Raw genomic sequence first — 16,114 nt, 5'->3', positions numbered from 1 at the left:
TGGTGACGTACCCGGGGTGAATTGCGGACATACCCGGGGGGTCGGGACGGGGAGCTACTGTTTCAGCCCCGGAGGGACTCCACCGGCGGCTCCCACGCGGCGCGGTAGGCCGGGTAGAGCCCGCCAACAAGGGCGATCAGCACGCCGAATCCGAACGCACCGAGCGCGACGAGACCGTTGGTGGGCACGAACACCGCGTCGAGCGGCAGCCGCGTGTTGAGGGCGATGCCGACAACGACGCCCGCACCGAGGACGGTCCCGAGGGCGCCGCCGCCGACGCCGAGCAGCGTCGCCTCGACCAGCAGCGTCCGGAGCACCTCGGTGCGGTGGATGCCGACGGCTCGCAGCACACCGATCTCGCCGCGGCGCTCGGAGACCGTCATCAGCATAACGTTGAAGATGGAGACGCCGGCGACGACCAGCGAGATGCCCGCCACCGCGAGCAGGAAGCCGTTGAGTAGGGCGAAGAACTCCGTGATCCGGGAGAGCACGCTGGTCAACGAGAGCACGGAGACACGCTCCTCGCCCGCGTTCAGGCGGTCGCGGACGCCGTCGGCGATGGCCCGGGCGTCGTCGGCGGAGTCGGCCTGCACGACGACCTGCGTGTAATCGTCGGTCACGAACTCCCCGGGCGGGAGCACGACCGCTGACTCGGGCCTGATCGGCGAGAACGTCCCCTCGGAATCGATCACAGCGACGACCCGGTAGCGGTTCCCCTCGATCTCGATGGTCGAGCCGACTCGGGCGCCCAACCCCTCGGCGAGGTCGTCGCCGACGACGGCGCCCTGCCGGAGGTAGTCGGGGACGCCGCCGACGCCGAACAGGGCCGCTGGCTGGCTGGTGCCATAGAGTTGGGCGAAAGACTGGCCGTCAGGGCCGGAGACGGCCCCGCCGCCGGACTTCAGCGGAACGACGGTCCCCCCGCCGGCGGCGGCCTGTTCGATCGCGGCGAGTTCGCGCGGGCCGAGGGCGTCGCCCCCGTCGGCCGGGCTGACGATGACCTGGTTCCCGAGCCCGCCGAGTTCGGCCAGTGCAGCGGTCTGGAGCGCCGTGCCGAGCATCCCGAGCGTGACGACGGCGAAGACACCGATGACGATACCGAGCGCCGCCAACCCCGCTCTGAGCCGCTGGCGCGAGAGGTTCCGGATCGCCAGCGAAGCGGCGGGGAACCGCCGTGCGAGACGCTTCGTGAGACCTGAGTCGACGGCGGCGTTCGCGGACTCAGCAGTCCCCCCGGTCCCGGCGATGGCGTCGCCGGAGCCGTCGAGTTCAGCCACGGAGCACCCCGTCGACCAGTTCCACGGTCCGGTCGGCGTATTCGCCGACGAGGTCGTCGTGAGTGACGGCGACGACGCCGACGCCGCCCGCGGCGATGACGTTGATCTCGGCGAGCACGGCCTCGCCGGTGTCCCGGTCGAGGTTGCCCGTCGGCTCGTCGGCGAGCAACACGTCGGGCTCGTTGATCAGCGAGCGGGCGATGGCCACGCGCTGTTTCTGCCCGCCGGAGAGCTCGTCAGGCGTGTGCTGGAGTCGGTCCCCGAGCCCGACGCGGGTGAGCAGGTCGACCGCGCGCTCGGTGTAGTCGTCGTCGAGGAAGCGCGTCGGCAACCGGACGTTCTCGACGGCAGACAGCGTCGGGATCAGGTGGAAGTCCTGAAAGACGAAGCCGACGCGCTCGCGGCGCACGTCGGTTCGCTCGGCCGCCGAGAGGCCCGCGACCGGCTCGCCGAGCAGTTCGACGCTGCCGGTCGTCGGGTCGTCAAGCAGCCCGAGCATGTTCAGCATCGTCGACTTCCCCGACCCGGAGGGGCCCATGACCGCCGTGACCTCGCCTCGTTCGACGGTGAAGTCCACGTCGTTGAGTGCGGTGACGGTGCCCCCGCCACCCTCGTACTGCTTGGTGACGCCGTCGAGTCTGAGCGGCGGCGGGTCGGCCACGGGGCCCCGATCGGCCCCGTCAGTCGCGTCACCCTCGCGGACGTGCTTGCTCATCGGTATCGCCGAACGCCGAAGACGACCAGCGGCACGGTCACGAGGACGCCGAGGCCGAGGCCGGCGAGCCCGCCGTCGAGCGCGCGGAACCCGCCGAGGAGCCCGGTTTCGGGTTCGTCGGGCTGGGCTGGCGGGACCGCGTCGATCGTCGTCGTCCGGCGCTCCCCGGCGGTCGTGTAGGCCACTTCGACCGGGACGTTGGTCGCGTTCCCCGCGTCGATCTCCGCGGTCAGTTCGAACGGCGCGAACTCACTCGGACCGACGGTCCCGATGAACTGGTCCCGGCCAGGGTAGGTCGGCACGACATACTCGTTCCCGCCGACGCCGACGACGACGCCGCGGATCTCGCCGTCGCCGACGTTGCCGAGGTTGCCAGCGATCCGGAGTTCGTCGCCGTCCACGCTGAGGTTCAGCCCGGTGATCGAGACGGCGCCGGTGCTGCGGTCGAGGTCGTACGGCCGGGCGACCTCCCGGGACTCGTCGCCGAGGTCGTACTCGACGGCGAATCGGAGCGTCGAGGCCCGAACGTCCGAAAGGTCGACCGACACGCTCGCACTCTCCCCGGGGGCGATGCTGTCGGCGACAGCGATGCGACCCAACTCGGGGACCATGCTCCCGTTCGCGAGCTGCGGGACGACGACGGCGTCCCGGATCGGCGCGTTCCCGAAGTTCGTCACCGTCACGGCCACGCCAGTCGTGTCTTGGCCGTCGTCGCTGCCGTCGTTCGGCTGAAGGGTGTTGCCGCCGCCGAGGGCGCTGGCGAGGCCGGCGAGGCCGCCGCCACCGCCGCCGTCAGCCGCCGGCTGTTGGTCGGCCGCCGAGCGCTCGACGCGGACGCCAACGTCCTCCGAAAGCGGGACGACCTCGACGGAGCGCTCCACGCGTTCCGCGGCGCGCGTGCCGACGGCGGTGGTGTACGCCACGTCGACCGTGACGTTACGGGTGCCCTCGGCGGTCGGGTGGAAGCTGAAGTTCAGCGTCTGGGTCGCCCCCGCGCCGAGGGTCGGGATGGTTCGCCGGGTGCGCTCGCCGTCGATGCCGGAGAGTTCGACCGAGACGTTCCGGATCGCCGCCGTCGTCGGGTTCGAGACAACGACGGCGCCCGGGGAGTCGACGCCGGCGACGAGCCGTCCGAGGTCGGTCTCCACCTGTGGCACCCCGGACTCGACGACCAACGAGAGCGGCCGGCGGACAGTCGTCAGCGTGTCGTTGACGTCGCTAACTGTCGCAAGGACGGTGAGGTTCTTCGACCCGGGCTCGTCGAAGCGCACAGTCACCGGCACGGAGAGCGTCTCGCCGGGCGTGAGCGAGCCGAGACCGGTCGCGGCGCCCAGAGTCTCGTTGCCGTCGACGACCTCGACGCGTTCGAGTGTCGCTGCCGAGGCGCTTCCAGCCGAGAGCCGGACGGTTGCGGAGACGGTCGTCGGGGCGCCGGCAGTCGGCGTCCCCGGGGAGACCGTCGTGTCGGTGATCGTCACGCGGTTGTCCGGGATCGCCCCGGCGGTGAGTCCCGGGAGGCCGGCGATCACGAGGAGAACGGCGATCACGAGGGCAGCGCCGCGAGTACGTAGCATCGGTTAGAACAGGTACGGGTCGGACACCTATGAGTCCTTCCCGCGCGTGCGCGAGAGCGGCCAGTCAGTTCGGTCGATGGAAACGGTGGGGCGAATCATGTCGGAGAGTGGGGTGGGCGTGGCAGTCCGCCCAGACCCGATACGCCGGGATAGGGGCGGAGGAACCCGTAGGGTGTTCATTACTTTCGGGCGCGGCCTCGATACGCGACCTGACCCAGTGTCGGGAACACCACTGATGAAGGAACCAAACGAAGCGATCGACATCGATGAGCGCGTCACCACCATCGTCGCGGACGTGTTCAACGAGGATGCCGAGAGCATTACTCGGAGCACCGAGTTCGTGGGCGACCTCAACGCGAAATCGATGGACATCATCGCGCTGCTGGCCGCCCTGGAAGGGGAGTTCGGCTTCCCGATCTCCGCGGCGGACGTGCGGCGAAACGAGACTGTCGGGGAGGCATCCGACTGGATCAGCCAGGAACTCGACGCTCGTGACGCCTGAGCGTCGACGCCTCGCCGGGAGGTCCGTGTCCCGCGGTAGGGGCGGCCGGACTGGGAACCACCGACCGAACAGCGACCGGACTGCGGAGCACTCATAGCTATGGATATCGCCGATATCGTCTCCGAGGAGTACGTATCGTTCTCGCCCGACACCCGCGTTTCGAAGCTCACCGGGGCGTTCGAGGACGCCGCCGTCAAAGGCGTCGTCGTCCACGGCGACGAGTTCGAGGGGGTCGTCACGAGAAAGCAGCTCGCCACCTCACACCACCAGCCCGACGAGAAGATCGGCTCGCTGACGTGGCACGTCCCCCGGCTTGCCCCCGACGAGGACGTACGGAAAGTCGCCCAACTCATGATCGACAGCGACTCCGGGCTGCTGCCGGTGTTCGACGGCCGCGAACTCAGCGGCGTCGTCACCGTCGACGGCGTCCTCGAGGCGGTCAAGCCGTTCCTCGACGCCGCGACCGTCGCCGAAGCCCACAGCGACGACCTCGTCGTCCTCGACCCCGGTTCAACGTTCGGCGAGGCCCTCCACGTCCTCCGGGACCACCGGATCAGCCACCTCCCGGTCGTCGAGGACGGGGACGCGGTCGGGATCCTGAGCCTCTACGACGTGATCGACCTCACCGTCCGCCCGGAACAGGGGAGCAAAGGCGGGAGGCCGAGCGGTATCGACTCCTACGGCGGCGACATGTCCTCCGGGAGCGGGCGGTCCCACGGCGGGTTCGGGGCCCGCGAGGGGGAGCTCGCCAGAGTCCTCGACCTGCCGGTTCGGGACGTGATGACCACGCCGGTTCGGACGATCGACCCCGAGGCGACCCTCGAAACGGCCGTCGAGGAGATGTTCGCCGTCGACGCCTCATCGCTGGTCGTCACGCGGAACGGGGATCCCTTCGGGATCGTCACCAAGACCGACGTGCTCGACGCGCTCACGTGGGAAGCCGGCGGGAGCCGCTCGGTCCAACTCTACGGCTCCGACCTGATCGACGATATCCAGTACGAGGAAATCGTCGAGATGGTCGAGAAGTTCGACGACCGCGACGGCGGGATGGCCGTCCTAGACGCCCGGATCCACTTCCACAAACACGACGAGAAGTTCCGTGGGACGCCGCTGTTGCGTGCCAGCATCCGCTTACACACCGACCGCGGGCAGTATATCGCCTCCGGGGAGGGGTACGGTGCGAACCACGCGCTCAACGAGGCACGTGACGTGCTCGAACGGCAGATCCGCGAACGGAAAACGTACGGCCGAAGCAAGAAACACCCCGACGAGGAGTTCTGGGAGAAACGGTTCGGCTGGCTGCTCGAGGAGTGATCGGCGCGGGGATGGGGCGGCGGTGGCAGGGGCACCGATGACGGCGGCAGTCGCGGCGAGCCGCCGCCGGTTGCTGTGCACCAACCCGACCGTTAACTCACCAAAGCGACCCGTGTCAGCTATGGAACGCGTCGATGGCTACGACCACCAGCCCGGGAGCCACTGTGGCGCTGGGGCACTCAGGAACGTTACCGACTATTACGAGATGGACTACACCGAGGCGGCGTGTTTCGGTATCGGCGGCGGCCCGGCGTTCGTCCTCTACGAACACCCCGACCGGCCGTGGGTGACGTTCCGGACCAGTCCGTTGTGGCTGGAGCGGGCGTTCTTCGAGCGGCTCGGAATCCCGCACACGTTCCGTGCGGGCGACGACTTCGAGACCGCGTGGGCGAACGTGACGGGCCACATCGACGACGACGATCCGCCGATCCTGTTCCTCGATCCGGGAAGTCTGGACTACCTCGCCGAGGGGCCGGGGCACGTCCCGCCACACGCCGCCGCCGTCGTCGGCTACGACGAGGAGGCGGTGCTGCTCTCTGACGCCTCGGTGCCGTCGCTACAGGAACTCTCGCGCGAGTCGTTGCGGGAAGCGTGGAGCCACGACCGGTTCGTCCCCATCGAGAACGAGTACCTCGTCGTGACGAACGCACGGGCGAGCGAGGAGGGCAACGACGCCGCCGCGGCCGGCCTCCGACAGGCGGCGACGTACATGCTCGCCCCGCTCGAAGTCAAGCGAGACGCCCGAGGGCCGGGTGAGGAGGGGCTCCCGGCACTACGCTCGTTCGCGGACTACCTCGGGACGTGGGGCGACCGCTCGGACTCGACCCGGCCCGTACGAGCGGCTCGCCAAGCGATCGACGAACACGGGGAGGGCACCGCGTATCGGGGGCTCTTCGCGGAGTCACTCGCCGAACTGGGTCAGCGAACTGGGCTCCCTCGGGAACTGGCCGATCGGATGGACGACGTGGGGTCGGAGTGGCGAACGGTGGCCGAACACCTCGCCGAGATCGACGACCGCGAGAACCCCCAACCGGGGAGCTTCGAGGAGACCGCCACCTTCGTCGCGGACATCGCCGATCAGGAGGAGTCGATCTTCTCGGCACTACGACGGGAGTTGGGCGACCGCGGCGAGTGAGCCGCCTACTCTTCGAGTTTCTCGATGATCTGTTCAGCTTGAGACCGCGCGTTCGACTTCCCGGCGGCCTCGGGGACCAGCACCGACTGGACCACCCAGTCGTCGCTGTCTTTGCGGTGACCGGTGCGGACCTTGCTCCCGGGTTCGACCTCGTCGGCGGCTTCTGCCGCCCACTCGGGGGTCCGGATCTCGTCGAACTCGTCGGGGTCGCGGAACCGGACGTGGTAGTACTCGCCCTCCAGTTCGACCAGTTCGGGGTCGGGGATGGCCATACGCCATAGTCGTCGCCCGAACGCCATCTCGGTTCAGTCGGTGACGAACAGTCCAGCTGTGCGGCCGGCGGCTAGGAAGCTCATTACGATGTGTTACCGCCGTGATGAGGGGACGAGCGACGGTCGCACAGTTCGCCGTGCGGGGGCTGTTGAGCGGCCGCAAGCGATCACCATGTCTGACCGAGAGCTTCCCGCCGTGTCCCCGACCCGAGTTTTGGGGGGACAGACGCGGCTGACGAACGAACCGTCCGAAAACGAACCGGCCGACTTAGCGCCAGCGTGGCGTGCGAACCGCGGCGACTGGCAGCCGGGTGAGCATGTCTGAGACAGAGCCGCAGGCCGAGCGATCGGTTCTCGACGGGTTCGCGGAGCGGGTCAGCGGACAGGGGACGCGGCTGGTGTTCCCGGAGGGCGAGGACGAGCGAGTGCTCCGGGCCGCCGCGGCGCTGCACGACCGTGGGCTGGCCCTGCCGACAGTCCTCGGCGACGCCGACGCCATCCACGCCACAGCCGAGGCGGAGGGGATCGCGCTATCCGGTGTCGAGGTGATCGATCCGACGACGGCCGCCAATCGGGAGGGATACGCCGCCGCCTACGGCGAGATCCGTGGTGTGTCGATGGAGACGGCGCTGAAGATCGTCGGCAACGAACTGTTCTTCGGGGGGTTAGCGGTGCGGACCGGTGACGCCGATGGCTTAGTTGGCGGCTGTGTCCGGACCTCCGGCGAACTCATCGCCGCGGGGAAGGAGGTGATCGGGCTCAAGCCAGATGTTTCGGTCCCGTCGAGTTTCTTCGTGATGGCGGCGCCCGACGGTGGCGTGCTCGTGTTCGCCGACGCGGCGCTGAACGCGAACCCCACGGCCGAGGAGCTCGCCGACATCGCGGTAACGACCGGTGAGAGCGCAGCGACGCTGCTCGGGTGGGAGTCACGCGTCGCCATGCTCTCATTCTCGACGAAAGGGAGCGCCGACCACCCGGACGTAACCAAGGTCCGGCAGGCGACCGAGATCGCCCGCGATCGGACTGACAACGGCTACGTTGATGGTGAGCTACAGGCCGACGCCGCGTTGAACCCGGAGATCGCCGCACGGAAACTCGACGACATCGGCCCGGTCTCGGGACGGGCGAACACGCTGGTCTTTCCCGATTTGGACGCGGGTAACATCGGCTACAAGCTCACACAGGAACTCGCCGGGGCCAGCGCGTACGGCCCGGTGCTGCAGGGGTTTGCCGCGCCGATCAGCGACCTCTCCCGGGGAGCGTCCGTCGACGACATCGTCGGGGCGGCGACGATTACTGCTGCGCTCGCCGTGGGTGATCAGGCGTGATCCTCGTGTTGAACGTCGGGAGCACGTCGGTCAAGTACGAACTGTTCGACGGCCAGATGTCCGTCGCGGAGGGGGCGGTCACGAACGTCGGCGAGGGCGAGACGGTCATCAGCCAGACTGTCGGCGGTGAGACCGCTGAGGAGGAGACCGACATCGCGGACCACACGGCAGCGATCGAGGCGGTGCTATCGCGGCTGACCGGCGAAGACGCCGTCGCCCTTGAGGAGCCCGGGGAGATCGAAGCCGTCGGCCATCGGGTGGTTCACGGGGGGCCCTTATCAGAGCCACAGCTGATCGACTCTGCGGTCGTGAAGACGATCGAACGCTACGCCTCGATCGCACCGCTGCACAACCCGGCGAACCTGCGTGGGATAGAGGGCGCCGAGGCCGCCCTCCCCGACCTGCCGCACGTGGCGGTGTTCGACACCGCGTTCCACGAAACGATGCCGCCCAAAGCGTACCGGTACGGCCTTCCCAACGAGTACTACAAGGACCACCGGATCCGGCGGTACGGCTTCCACGGCATCTCACACGAGTACGTCGGCGAAGAGGCAGCCTCGATGCTCGACCAACCGTTCTCGGAATCGACCCTGATTACCTGCCACCTCGGTGGGGGCTGCAGCGTCGCCGCGATCGAGAACGGCCGTTCCGTCGACACTTCGATGGGGTTCTCGCCGCTCGAAGGGCTGCTCATGGCCACGCGAGCCGGCGACCTCGATCCGGCGGTCGTCCAGTACCTCGTCGACGAGGTGGGGATGGACCTCGACAGAGTGTTCGACGTGCTCAACCACGAGAGCGGCTTCGCCGGCCTCTCGGGTGTGAGCGACGACCTCCGGGAGGTACTCGAAGCGGCGGGAGCGGGCGACGAGCGGGCGGAGCTGGCCGTCGACGTGTTCGTCTACCGGATCGTGAAGTACGTCGGCGCATACGCGGCGGTCCTCGGTGACGTCGACGGGCTCGTGTTCACGGCGGGCATCGGCGAGAACGCGCCGACGATCAGGAAGCGAGTCTGTACGGCGCCGGGGCTCGGGACGGAACTGGACGACGAGGCGAACCGGGCAGCGATCGGCGAGCGGGCGATCGTCTCGACGGCGGACGCAGAGATACCGGTGCTGGTCGTCCCGACCGACGAGGAGCTGATGATCGCCCGAGAGACGGCGAGGGTCGCCGACACTGCCTGAGTTCATGCGTGGGATCGGCGTCGACGTCGTCTCGATGGCTCGGACCGAACGCTGTCTCTCACCGGCGTTCAAGCGACGGGCGTTCACCGACCGGGAGATCGAGTACGCGGAGTCTCACAGCCCCACCGTTGCCCAGTACGCCGTGACGTTCGCGGCGAAGGAAGCCAGCTTCAAAGCGCTCGGAACGGGCTGGACCGACGGCGACGACGTCGAAGTCGTCAGAGACGTGCGGGGCCAGCCGCGGGCGGTGTGTCGGGACGGCGAAAAACTGCTGCTGAGCCTCGCTTTCGAAACGGAGTGTGCTGTCGCCGTTGCCCTCCGTCGGTGATTGTTGGTCGGAATCCGTGGAGGAGCGAGAGGAGGGAGGCCGGGCTACTCCTCGACCTCGAAGACGAGGATCGTACTGCCGCCGACCTCCTCGGGCTTGCCGACCACATCGACCGGGAGTTCCTCGTTGCCCTCTTGTATCGCCTCCGGCGAGGAGAAGTCGACTCCCTCGATTTTGGTGAAGAAGTACGGTCCCTCGTCGAGTTGGACCATTCCGTAGGCCATCCGGTCCTCGTCGCGGAAGCGGTAGGACGGCAGCATCGTGCTGGAGTAGTACTGTAGGCTGCCGCGACCGCTCATCTCGGTGAACTCGATGTCGCGGCTGCCACAGCTCCGACACGCCGTCATCGGCGGGAACGAGTGTTCCTCGCAGTCGTTGCAGTGCGTGCCCCAGATGACGCCTTCCTCGAGGCCGTCGTAGAACCGTTTGGCCGTGCGTTCGACTCGCGGTACCCCTTCCGGTGTCTCGGTGATAACTGGTTCTGCCATGGTTAGTCGGCGGCCTCCATCACGGTGACTGCCGTGTGCATGCCGTAGCCGTGGTTGTGCTGTACCGCGGTCTCCGGCTCCGGCGTGATCTGTTTGCGGTCCATCTCGCCGCGGATCTGTTTGACGATCTCGTAGGTCTCGAAGCCCGCCGAGGCCTCCCACGCGTGGCCGACGCCGTGGCGGCCGCCGGTGACGTTCATGGGCTTCTCGCCGTCGTAGCGGGTCTCCTCGTTCATGAACGCCGAGACCGGGTCGTCGAGATAGCCGGCGACTTCACCCAGCGTGGGCTGGTAGATCTGCATGCAGTCGTGGACGTACAGGTAGTCGATATCCGAGCCGTCGATGTCGGCCATCGCGTAAGCTCGCTCGAACGCCCGCTCGTCCTGTGGCATGAGCCCCGGTTGGTCGCCGTACCACGGGAACGACTTGGTGGTCCAGTCGAACCCCGTGATCTCGACGGGGGTCTTGTCCGTGTAGGCCTCGGGCTCGTTCGTGACGATACACGCCGAAGCCCCGTCGACGGCCGTGAGCGCCGACAGCTGGCGCGTCGGCCACGCGAAGAACGGGTTGTAGTCGCTCTGCCAGAACTCCTTGGGGTCCTCGAAGCCGCGGTCGGCAGCCATGTCCTCTAAGGTCTCGTGGCGCGCCGCCTTCGGCGTCATCGAGGCGTGTTCCTTGGCGAGCCGACTGACGTGATACATCAGCTCGTCCATCTCCTCCATGTCGAGGTCGTGGCGCTCGGCGAACCCCATCGTCGGGATGGCGCCGTAGGCCGTCGCCACGTCGTAGGCGTGCTTGTAGGCGTACGTCGTGTCGACGCCGATGTCGGTGAGGTACCAGAGTTCCTGTGGATCGAGGGGCTTGCGTTGCAGTTGGTCCCGGTCGACGGGTTCGGAGCTGGTGATCTCGCCGCCGAGGACGAGCACGGTGTCGTACTTGCCGGCTTTCACCATCGCGTGGGCGATGCCCAAGCCGGTGTTCCCGGTTGAGCAGGCCGTGTCGAAGTGGAAGCCGCCCTTGAGCTGGAGGCCGAGCCAGTCGGCCAGGACGGTTGCGTGGCTCGATACCTGGCTCGTGCTCTGAAGCATGTTTCCGACGTAGAAGCCGTCGATGTCTGCGGCGTCGACGTTCGCGTCGTCCATCGCCTCGAAGGCGGCGTCGGCACAGAGCTCCTCGAAGGTCTTTCCCTTCAGTTGTTCGTCTTCCGTTACGTTGCCGAATTTGGTCGCTCCAACACCGATGATTGCTGGTTCGGTCATTACGGTGACTCCCCTTGTCTCTCCCCGGTCAGGGGGCAAAGTAATACACCGGCAAGTCGGCGTAGGAGCGTCTTAGCCGGCGGGAAATGCTGTGCTAAGACGATCGAACACCGGACGGACCGACCGTCGGTACATCGACGTCTCGCTCGGGGTGTCGGCGACGGCCGAAAAAGGTCTACTGGTTCGACACGTCGCGGGCAGGGACCTACGCGGGGGCGGCGGTCGGCGCCCCGTCGCCATCAGTCAGGTCGAGGTCCGCACGCCGGAGGAACTGGGCGTTGATGGCGACGATGACCGTACTCAGCGACATCAACAGCGCGCCGACGGCCGGTGAAAGTAAGATTCCCCACGGCGCGAGCACCCCGGCAGCCAGCGGGAGCGCGACGACGTTGTAGCCGGCCGCCCAGACGAGATTCTGCTGCATCTTCCGGTAGCTGGCGCGACTGAGTGCGACGAGGCGGGCCACGTCCATCGGGTTGTTCTGGACGAGCACGATGTCGGCCGACTGGACGGCTACGTCGGTGCCGCTGCCGATGGCGATGCCCACGTCGGCGCGGGCCAGTGCCGGCGCGTCGTTGACGCCGTCGCCGACCATTCCGACCAGCTTCCCCGCCTCCTGCAAGCCGGCGACGTGCCGGTCCTTGTCCTCGGGCAGTACCTCGGCGAACACCGTGTCGATGCCGAGTTCGTCTGCGACGGCATCGGCCACGTCGGCGGCGTCGCCGGTGAGCATCGCCACCTCGATGCCGAGCCCGTGGAGCGCGTCGACGACCCGGTAGCTCTCGGGCCGGATCACGTCCGCGAGCGCGAACGCCGCCACCGGCTCACCCCCGCGGAGGAGGTAGACCACCGTCTGTGCGTTGGCGCCCGCTTCGTCGGCGAACGCCCGGAGGTCGTCGGGAACCGCCGTATCGAGCTGTGTGAGGAGGTTCGGCCCGCCGACGTGGACCGTCTCGCCGTCGACGGTGCCGCGGACACCGCGTCCCTTGATCGCCTCGAAATCGCGCGTTTCGGGGACCGTGAGGTCGCGGTCGGCGGCGGCCTCCCGGACCGCGCGAGCGATCACGTGCTCGGAGTCGCCCTCGACGGCGGCAGCGAGCGCGACCGCCTCGGACTCGCCGATGGCGTCGGTCGTCCCGACGCCGACGACGCCGTGTTCCCCCTCGGTCAGGGTACCGGTCTTGTCGAAGACGATGGTGTCCAGGCCCCGGGCGCGCTCCATCGCGGTGCGGTCGCGGATCAACATGCCGTTGCCCGCCGCCAACGAGGTGTTGATGGCGACGACCAGCGGGATCGCCAGCCCGAGGGCGTGGGGACAGGCGATCACGAGCACGGTGACGACACGCTCGACGACGCTCGCGTCGAAGCCCACGGCGACAGTCCACGCGATTGCCGTGACCGCGGCGGCGGCGAGGGCGACGTAGAACAGCCAGCCGGCCGCCCGGTCGGCGAGGCGCTGGGTCCGGGAGGTGCTCTGCTGGGCCTCCTCAACCAGCCGCATGATCCCCGCGAGCGTCGTCTCCTCGCCGGTCGCGCTGATCCGGACCCGGAGGCTGCCGTCGCCGTTGATCGTGCCCCCGATGACCTGGTCGTCGGGTTCCTTCGAAACGGGGCGGGACTCGCCGGTGATCATCGCCTCGTTCACGTCGGACTCGCCGGATTCGACGACGCCGTCGGCGGGGACGCTCGCTCCCGGCCGGACGAGCACCAGATCACCGGCCGCGAGTTCGCCGACCGGGACGGTCTCGGTGTCGCCGTCCTCGGTCAGACGTTCAGCGGTGTCGGGGAGGAGCTTCGCCAGTTCGTCGAGCGCGCTGGAGGCCCGCCGGATCGAGCGCATCTCGATCCAGTGACCCAACAGCATGATGTCGATCAGCGTGACCAGTTCCCAGAAAAAGGCCGTCGTCGGGAACAGCAGGCTCGCGAGGCTGTAGCCGAAGGCAACGGTGATCGCCATGGAGATGAGCGTCATCATCCCGGGGCTGCGCTCCCGGAGTTCGGGGACGGCCATCCGAAGGAACGGCACCCCGCCGTAGGCGAAGACGATCACGGCGAAGACGGGGGTGAGCCACTCGCTGCCGGGGAACGCCGGCACCGAGAACCCGAGCCACCCCTGGAGGGTCTCGCTGTAGAGCAGTACCGGGACCGAGAGCAGCGTCGAGACGACAAAGCGCCGACGGAACATCGCCTCATGGCCGGCGTGCATCCCCCCGTGGTCGCCGTGTCCGCCGTCGTGGTCCCCGTGACCGTGGTCGTGTTCCCCGTGGCCGCCGCCGGTCCCATCGTGGGCGTCGCCGTCCGGTTCGTTGTGGTCGGCGTGATCGGCGTGGTCCCCGTCCGGACCGTCGTGGGAGTGGGGGTTGTTGTCGGCCATGGTGTCCTCGACCCCTGGATATGGGCTGGAGCGTGTTAGTTCATCGACGGATACTGGGACGTAGCCGCCCCTGTACGGCCGGTCGTGTCCATCGGTTGACTCATCTTTGTGAAGAGTTCCCGGACGAAAGCAACACCCACTTGAGTAGCCGATGGACAGTTCTGTCCACGAATGTCCACTCGTGACTCTTGGGTATCGAGCGTCGGGTTCGTGCTCGCCGCGATCGGGAGCGCCGCCGGACTCGGGAACATCTGGCGGTTCCCGTGGTTGACGGCCAGCAACGGCGGGAGCGCCTTTCTCGTCGTCTATCTGCTCATCGTCGTGGGCGTCGGCGTCCCCGGACTGCTCGCGGAGTTCGTGCTCGGGCGGCGGGGGCGACAGACGCCGATCGGCGCGCTTCGCTCCCTCGTCGGTGGCTGGGGAGCGGCGGTCGGCGTGCTGAACGTCGTCACCACGCTGGTGATCCTCTCGTTTTACTCGGTAGTCGGCGGCTGGATACTCCGGTACACCGTGGCCTCGCCGACGGGTGCGTACTTTGCCCAGCCGGGACGGTACTTCGGCTCTATCAGCTACGGGGCGGAGGCGGTGGCCTTCCACCTCGCCTTCCTCGCCATCGTCGCCGGCATCGTCTTCTTCGGCGTGAGCCGCGGGATCGAACGGGTGTCGAAGGTGATGCTCCCGGCTGTCGTGGTGCTGCTGGCTGGGCTGGCGGCGTGGACCGCCACCCAACCGGGGACCACCGCAGGCTACGAGTTCTACCTGAGCTTCGACGCCGACTACCTCGCGGCCAACCTCACCAGCGTGCTCGGCCCCGCGGCGGGGCAGGCGCTCTTTACCCTCTCGGTGGGTGCGGGCTCGATGCTCACCTACGCGTCCTACCTCGACGAGGACACCTCGCTCCCGCAGGACACCATCGTCATCGCCGTCTCGAACACCGTCATCGGCGTGTTAGCTGGGCTGGTCGTCATTCCGCTGCTGTTCTCACAGGGGATCGACCCGGGACAGGGTGGACCGGGCGCGCTGTTCGTCGCGCTGGCGAGCGCGTTCGCGGCGATCCCGGGCGGGAGCGTCGTCGCCACGGCGTTCTTCGGGACCGTCCTGCTGGCGGCGGTCACGAGCGGGATCAACCTCCTCGAGACACCGGTGGGGACGCTGGTCGACAGCTTCGGCGTCCCTCGTCGACGGGCGACGCTGCTGGTCTCGCTGCTGCTCGCCGCGACCGGAAGCGGGTTGGCGCTGGCGAGTTCGGTGTTCACGTTCGTCTCGGGGACGCTCGCGGATCTGCTGCTCTCTGTCGGGCTGTTCGCGTTCCTCGCCATCGCCGGCTGGGTGATCCGGACGGAAGCGCTCGAGGAGTTCCGCGCCGGTGCTGGGGCCTTCACGCCGCTGGCCGAGCCGTGGCTGCTGGCGGTGAGTTGGGTGCTGCCCGTCGTCGTACTGTTCTCGCTGGCCAGTAGCGTGGCGCCGCTGGTCGGCGTCTCACTCGGCCTCGGCGGCCGGGCCGTCGCCGCCGTCGCCGTCACCGTGGCCTGTCGGGCGGCCGTCGCGGTCGCAACCGACGGGTAGCGTCGGTATCGGACCGGGATCCGGCCGGAGCTACGCGGTCGCGCCGACGTGCGTGCCGACCTCGTCGACAATCGCGTCGGCGTCGTACTCGTCCTCTTCCACGTCGAATATCGTCTCGCCGTCCACGCTGACCTCGAAGACGCCGCCGTCGCCGGTCACGAGCGCGACGCGGTCGACGCCGAGGCCGTACGCTTCGAGGATCGACGCTTCCAGGTCCTGTGCTCGCTGGAGGTGGCCACACGGAACGCAGTACTCGATTTCGACGGATGTCATGCCGTCCCAAAGTAGCGAACGCTGTGTGTTAAACCTCACCGTGCTAATGGCGTCGCCAGTACCGGTGTGGTTTTGCCGCCGCGGGGCCGACAGTAGATAATGAGCGACGTTCGACCCGCCGAGCTTGCGAGCCGTCTCGACGGCGGCGACGAGCCGTACGTGCTCGACATCCGGCCGCAGTCGGCCTACGAGTCGGGGGCCATCGAGGGGAGTCACAACGTCCCGGTGTACGACGACCTCCGAGCGGGCGACGACAGCACGCTGCGGGCGCGGCTCGATACGCTGCCCCGGGACGAGGAGATCGTCGTGGTCTGTAAGATGGGCGTCGTCGCCCGCCGAGCGACGGACCTGCTCGTCGAGGAGGGCTACGACGCGAGCACGCTCTCGGGCGGCATGAGCGGGTGGCGCGGCTACCAGAACGGCTCGCTGCTCTACAAACTTCGGTCGCTGCTCTGGCGGCTGTAGCCTCGGCGTGGCTCGCGGGGAGCCACGAGGAAGACACGACGAACGGCTGGATTTCGGCCGGTG

At 68.2% G+C, this 16,114-nt stretch carries 16 protein-coding genes; 8 read left to right on the top strand and 8 right to left on the bottom strand.

What is annotated here, in order from left to right:
* Window positions 1-62: 62 nt before the first annotated feature.
* Genes NO998_RS15300 through NO998_RS15290 form a run of 3 tightly spaced genes read right to left on the bottom strand, consistent with a single transcriptional unit; the run spans window position 63 to window position 3,566 of the window.
* A complete protein-coding gene (locus NO998_RS15300; RefSeq protein WP_267648159.1) occupies window positions 63-1,277 on the bottom strand; it encodes an ABC transporter permease in 1,215 nt (404 codons plus the stop codon).
* The gene (locus tag NO998_RS15295; protein WP_267648158.1) at window positions 1,270-1,992 is read right to left on the bottom strand and encodes an ABC transporter ATP-binding protein; all 723 of its coding nucleotides are present in this window, start codon (window positions 1,990-1,992) and stop codon (window positions 1,270-1,272) included. Before NO998_RS15295 ends, NO998_RS15300 begins: the two co-directional genes overlap by 8 nt.
* The gene (locus NO998_RS15290; protein WP_267648157.1) at window positions 1,989-3,566 is read right to left on the bottom strand and encodes a COG1361 family protein; all 1,578 of its coding nucleotides are present in this window, start codon (window positions 3,564-3,566) and stop codon (window positions 1,989-1,991) included. Before NO998_RS15290 ends, NO998_RS15295 begins: the two co-directional genes overlap by 4 nt.
* Window positions 3,567-3,801: 235 nt before the next feature.
* Here NO998_RS15290 and NO998_RS15285 point away from each other — a divergent pair, with 235 nt between their 5' ends.
* From NO998_RS15285 to NO998_RS15275, 3 genes are all read left to right on the top strand, one after another.
* Entirely contained in the window at window positions 3,802-4,068 is a 267-nt protein-coding gene (locus NO998_RS15285) for an acyl carrier protein (RefSeq protein WP_267648156.1), read from the top strand.
* Between the two features lie 99 nt (window positions 4,069-4,167).
* On the top strand, window positions 4,168-5,382 hold the full coding sequence (locus NO998_RS15280) for a CBS domain-containing protein (protein WP_267648155.1): 1,215 nt from the start codon (window positions 4,168-4,170) through the stop codon (window positions 5,380-5,382).
* Window positions 5,383-5,503: 121 nt separating this feature from the next.
* Entirely contained in the window at window positions 5,504-6,517 is a 1,014-nt protein-coding gene (locus tag NO998_RS15275) for a BtrH N-terminal domain-containing protein (RefSeq protein ID WP_267648154.1), read from the top strand.
* A 5-nt stretch (window positions 6,518-6,522) separates the two neighbouring features.
* Here NO998_RS15275 and NO998_RS15270 read toward each other — a convergent pair whose 3' ends face one another.
* Window positions 6,523-6,789, bottom strand: coding sequence for a hypothetical protein (locus NO998_RS15270; protein WP_267648153.1), 267 nt, complete (start codon window positions 6,787-6,789; stop codon window positions 6,523-6,525).
* 317 nt (window positions 6,790-7,106) lie between these two features.
* Between NO998_RS15270 and NO998_RS15265 the strand changes: the two genes are divergently transcribed.
* The 3 genes from NO998_RS15265 to NO998_RS15255 are packed head-to-tail and all read left to right on the top strand — an operon-like array spanning window position 7,107 to window position 9,626.
* On the top strand, window positions 7,107-8,117 hold the full coding sequence (locus NO998_RS15265) for a phosphate acyltransferase (protein WP_267648152.1): 1,011 nt from the start codon (window positions 7,107-7,109) through the stop codon (window positions 8,115-8,117).
* Window positions 8,114-9,298 (top strand): acetate/propionate family kinase, encoded by a 1,185-nt coding sequence (locus tag NO998_RS15260; RefSeq protein ID WP_267648151.1) that lies wholly within the window; start codon window positions 8,114-8,116, stop codon window positions 9,296-9,298. Before NO998_RS15265 ends, NO998_RS15260 begins: the two co-directional genes overlap by 4 nt.
* Window positions 9,299-9,302: 4 nt before the next feature.
* A complete protein-coding gene (locus tag NO998_RS15255; protein ID WP_267648150.1) occupies window positions 9,303-9,626 on the top strand; it encodes a holo-ACP synthase in 324 nt (107 codons plus the stop codon).
* 44 nt (window positions 9,627-9,670) lie between these two features.
* Here the strand turns inward: NO998_RS15255 and NO998_RS15250 are convergent, their stop codons facing one another.
* From NO998_RS15250 to NO998_RS15240, 3 genes are all read right to left on the bottom strand, one after another.
* Entirely contained in the window at window positions 9,671-10,114 is a 444-nt protein-coding gene (locus NO998_RS15250; RefSeq protein WP_267648149.1) for a Zn-ribbon domain-containing OB-fold protein, read from the bottom strand.
* Between the two features lie 2 nt (window positions 10,115-10,116).
* Window positions 10,117-11,373, bottom strand: coding sequence for a thiolase family protein (locus NO998_RS15245; protein ID WP_267648148.1), 1,257 nt, complete (start codon window positions 11,371-11,373; stop codon window positions 10,117-10,119).
* Between the two features lie 205 nt (window positions 11,374-11,578).
* Window positions 11,579-13,579, bottom strand: a complete 2,001-nt coding sequence (locus NO998_RS15240) for a copper-translocating P-type ATPase (RefSeq protein WP_267648222.1) — start codon at window positions 13,577-13,579, stop codon at window positions 11,579-11,581.
* A 339-nt stretch (window positions 13,580-13,918) separates the two neighbouring features.
* Here NO998_RS15240 and NO998_RS15235 point away from each other — a divergent pair, with 339 nt between their 5' ends.
* Complete coding sequence (locus tag NO998_RS15235) at window positions 13,919-15,313, top strand: sodium-dependent transporter (RefSeq protein ID WP_267648147.1); 1,395 nt, start codon at window positions 13,919-13,921, stop codon at window positions 15,311-15,313.
* A 30-nt stretch (window positions 15,314-15,343) separates the two neighbouring features.
* Here the strand turns inward: NO998_RS15235 and NO998_RS15230 are convergent, their stop codons facing one another.
* Complete coding sequence (locus NO998_RS15230; protein WP_267648146.1) at window positions 15,344-15,586, bottom strand: Rdx family protein; 243 nt, start codon at window positions 15,584-15,586, stop codon at window positions 15,344-15,346.
* 99 nt (window positions 15,587-15,685) lie between these two features.
* Between NO998_RS15230 and NO998_RS15225 the strand changes: the two genes are divergently transcribed.
* The gene (locus NO998_RS15225; RefSeq protein WP_267648145.1) at window positions 15,686-16,051 is read left to right on the top strand and encodes a rhodanese-like domain-containing protein; all 366 of its coding nucleotides are present in this window, start codon (window positions 15,686-15,688) and stop codon (window positions 16,049-16,051) included.
* Window positions 16,052-16,114: the final 63 nt, after the last annotated feature.

This window comes from Halolamina litorea (genome assembly GCF_026616205.1).
Lineage (GTDB): Archaea > Halobacteriota > Halobacteria > Halobacteriales > Haloferacaceae > Halolamina > Halolamina litorea.
Note: the sequence above shows the minus strand (reverse complement) of the source record. Positions and strands in the feature narration are given on the sequence as shown.

Coding starts and splice junctions, on each gene's coding strand:
- NO998_RS15255 (WP_267648150.1), top strand. CDS start 9,303: ATGCGTGGGATCGGCGTCGACGTCGTCTCGATGGCTCGGACCGAACGC.
- NO998_RS15230 (WP_267648146.1), bottom strand. CDS start 15,586: ATGACATCCGTCGAAATCGAGTACTGCGTTCCGTGTGGCCACCTCCAG.
- NO998_RS15235 (WP_267648147.1), top strand. CDS start 13,919: ATGTCCACTCGTGACTCTTGGGTATCGAGCGTCGGGTTCGTGCTCGCC.
- NO998_RS15250 (WP_267648149.1), bottom strand. CDS start 10,114: ATGGCAGAACCAGTTATCACCGAGACACCGGAAGGGGTACCGCGAGTC.
- NO998_RS15295 (WP_267648158.1), bottom strand. CDS start 1,992: ATGAGCAAGCACGTCCGCGAGGGTGACGCGACTGACGGGGCCGATCGG.
- NO998_RS15265 (WP_267648152.1), top strand. CDS start 7,107: ATGTCTGAGACAGAGCCGCAGGCCGAGCGATCGGTTCTCGACGGGTTC.
- NO998_RS15290 (WP_267648157.1), bottom strand. CDS start 3,566: ATGCTACGTACTCGCGGCGCTGCCCTCGTGATCGCCGTTCTCCTCGTG.
- NO998_RS15285 (WP_267648156.1), top strand. CDS start 3,802: ATGAAGGAACCAAACGAAGCGATCGACATCGATGAGCGCGTCACCACC.
- NO998_RS15245 (WP_267648148.1), bottom strand. CDS start 11,373: ATGACCGAACCAGCAATCATCGGTGTTGGAGCGACCAAATTCGGCAAC.
- NO998_RS15225 (WP_267648145.1), top strand. CDS start 15,686: ATGAGCGACGTTCGACCCGCCGAGCTTGCGAGCCGTCTCGACGGCGGC.
- NO998_RS15280 (WP_267648155.1), top strand. CDS start 4,168: ATGGATATCGCCGATATCGTCTCCGAGGAGTACGTATCGTTCTCGCCC.
- NO998_RS15240 (WP_267648222.1), bottom strand. CDS start 13,579: ATGCACGCCGGCCATGAGGCGATGTTCCGTCGGCGCTTTGTCGTCTCG.
- NO998_RS15275 (WP_267648154.1), top strand. CDS start 5,504: ATGGAACGCGTCGATGGCTACGACCACCAGCCCGGGAGCCACTGTGGC.
- NO998_RS15270 (WP_267648153.1), bottom strand. CDS start 6,789: ATGGCCATCCCCGACCCCGAACTGGTCGAACTGGAGGGCGAGTACTAC.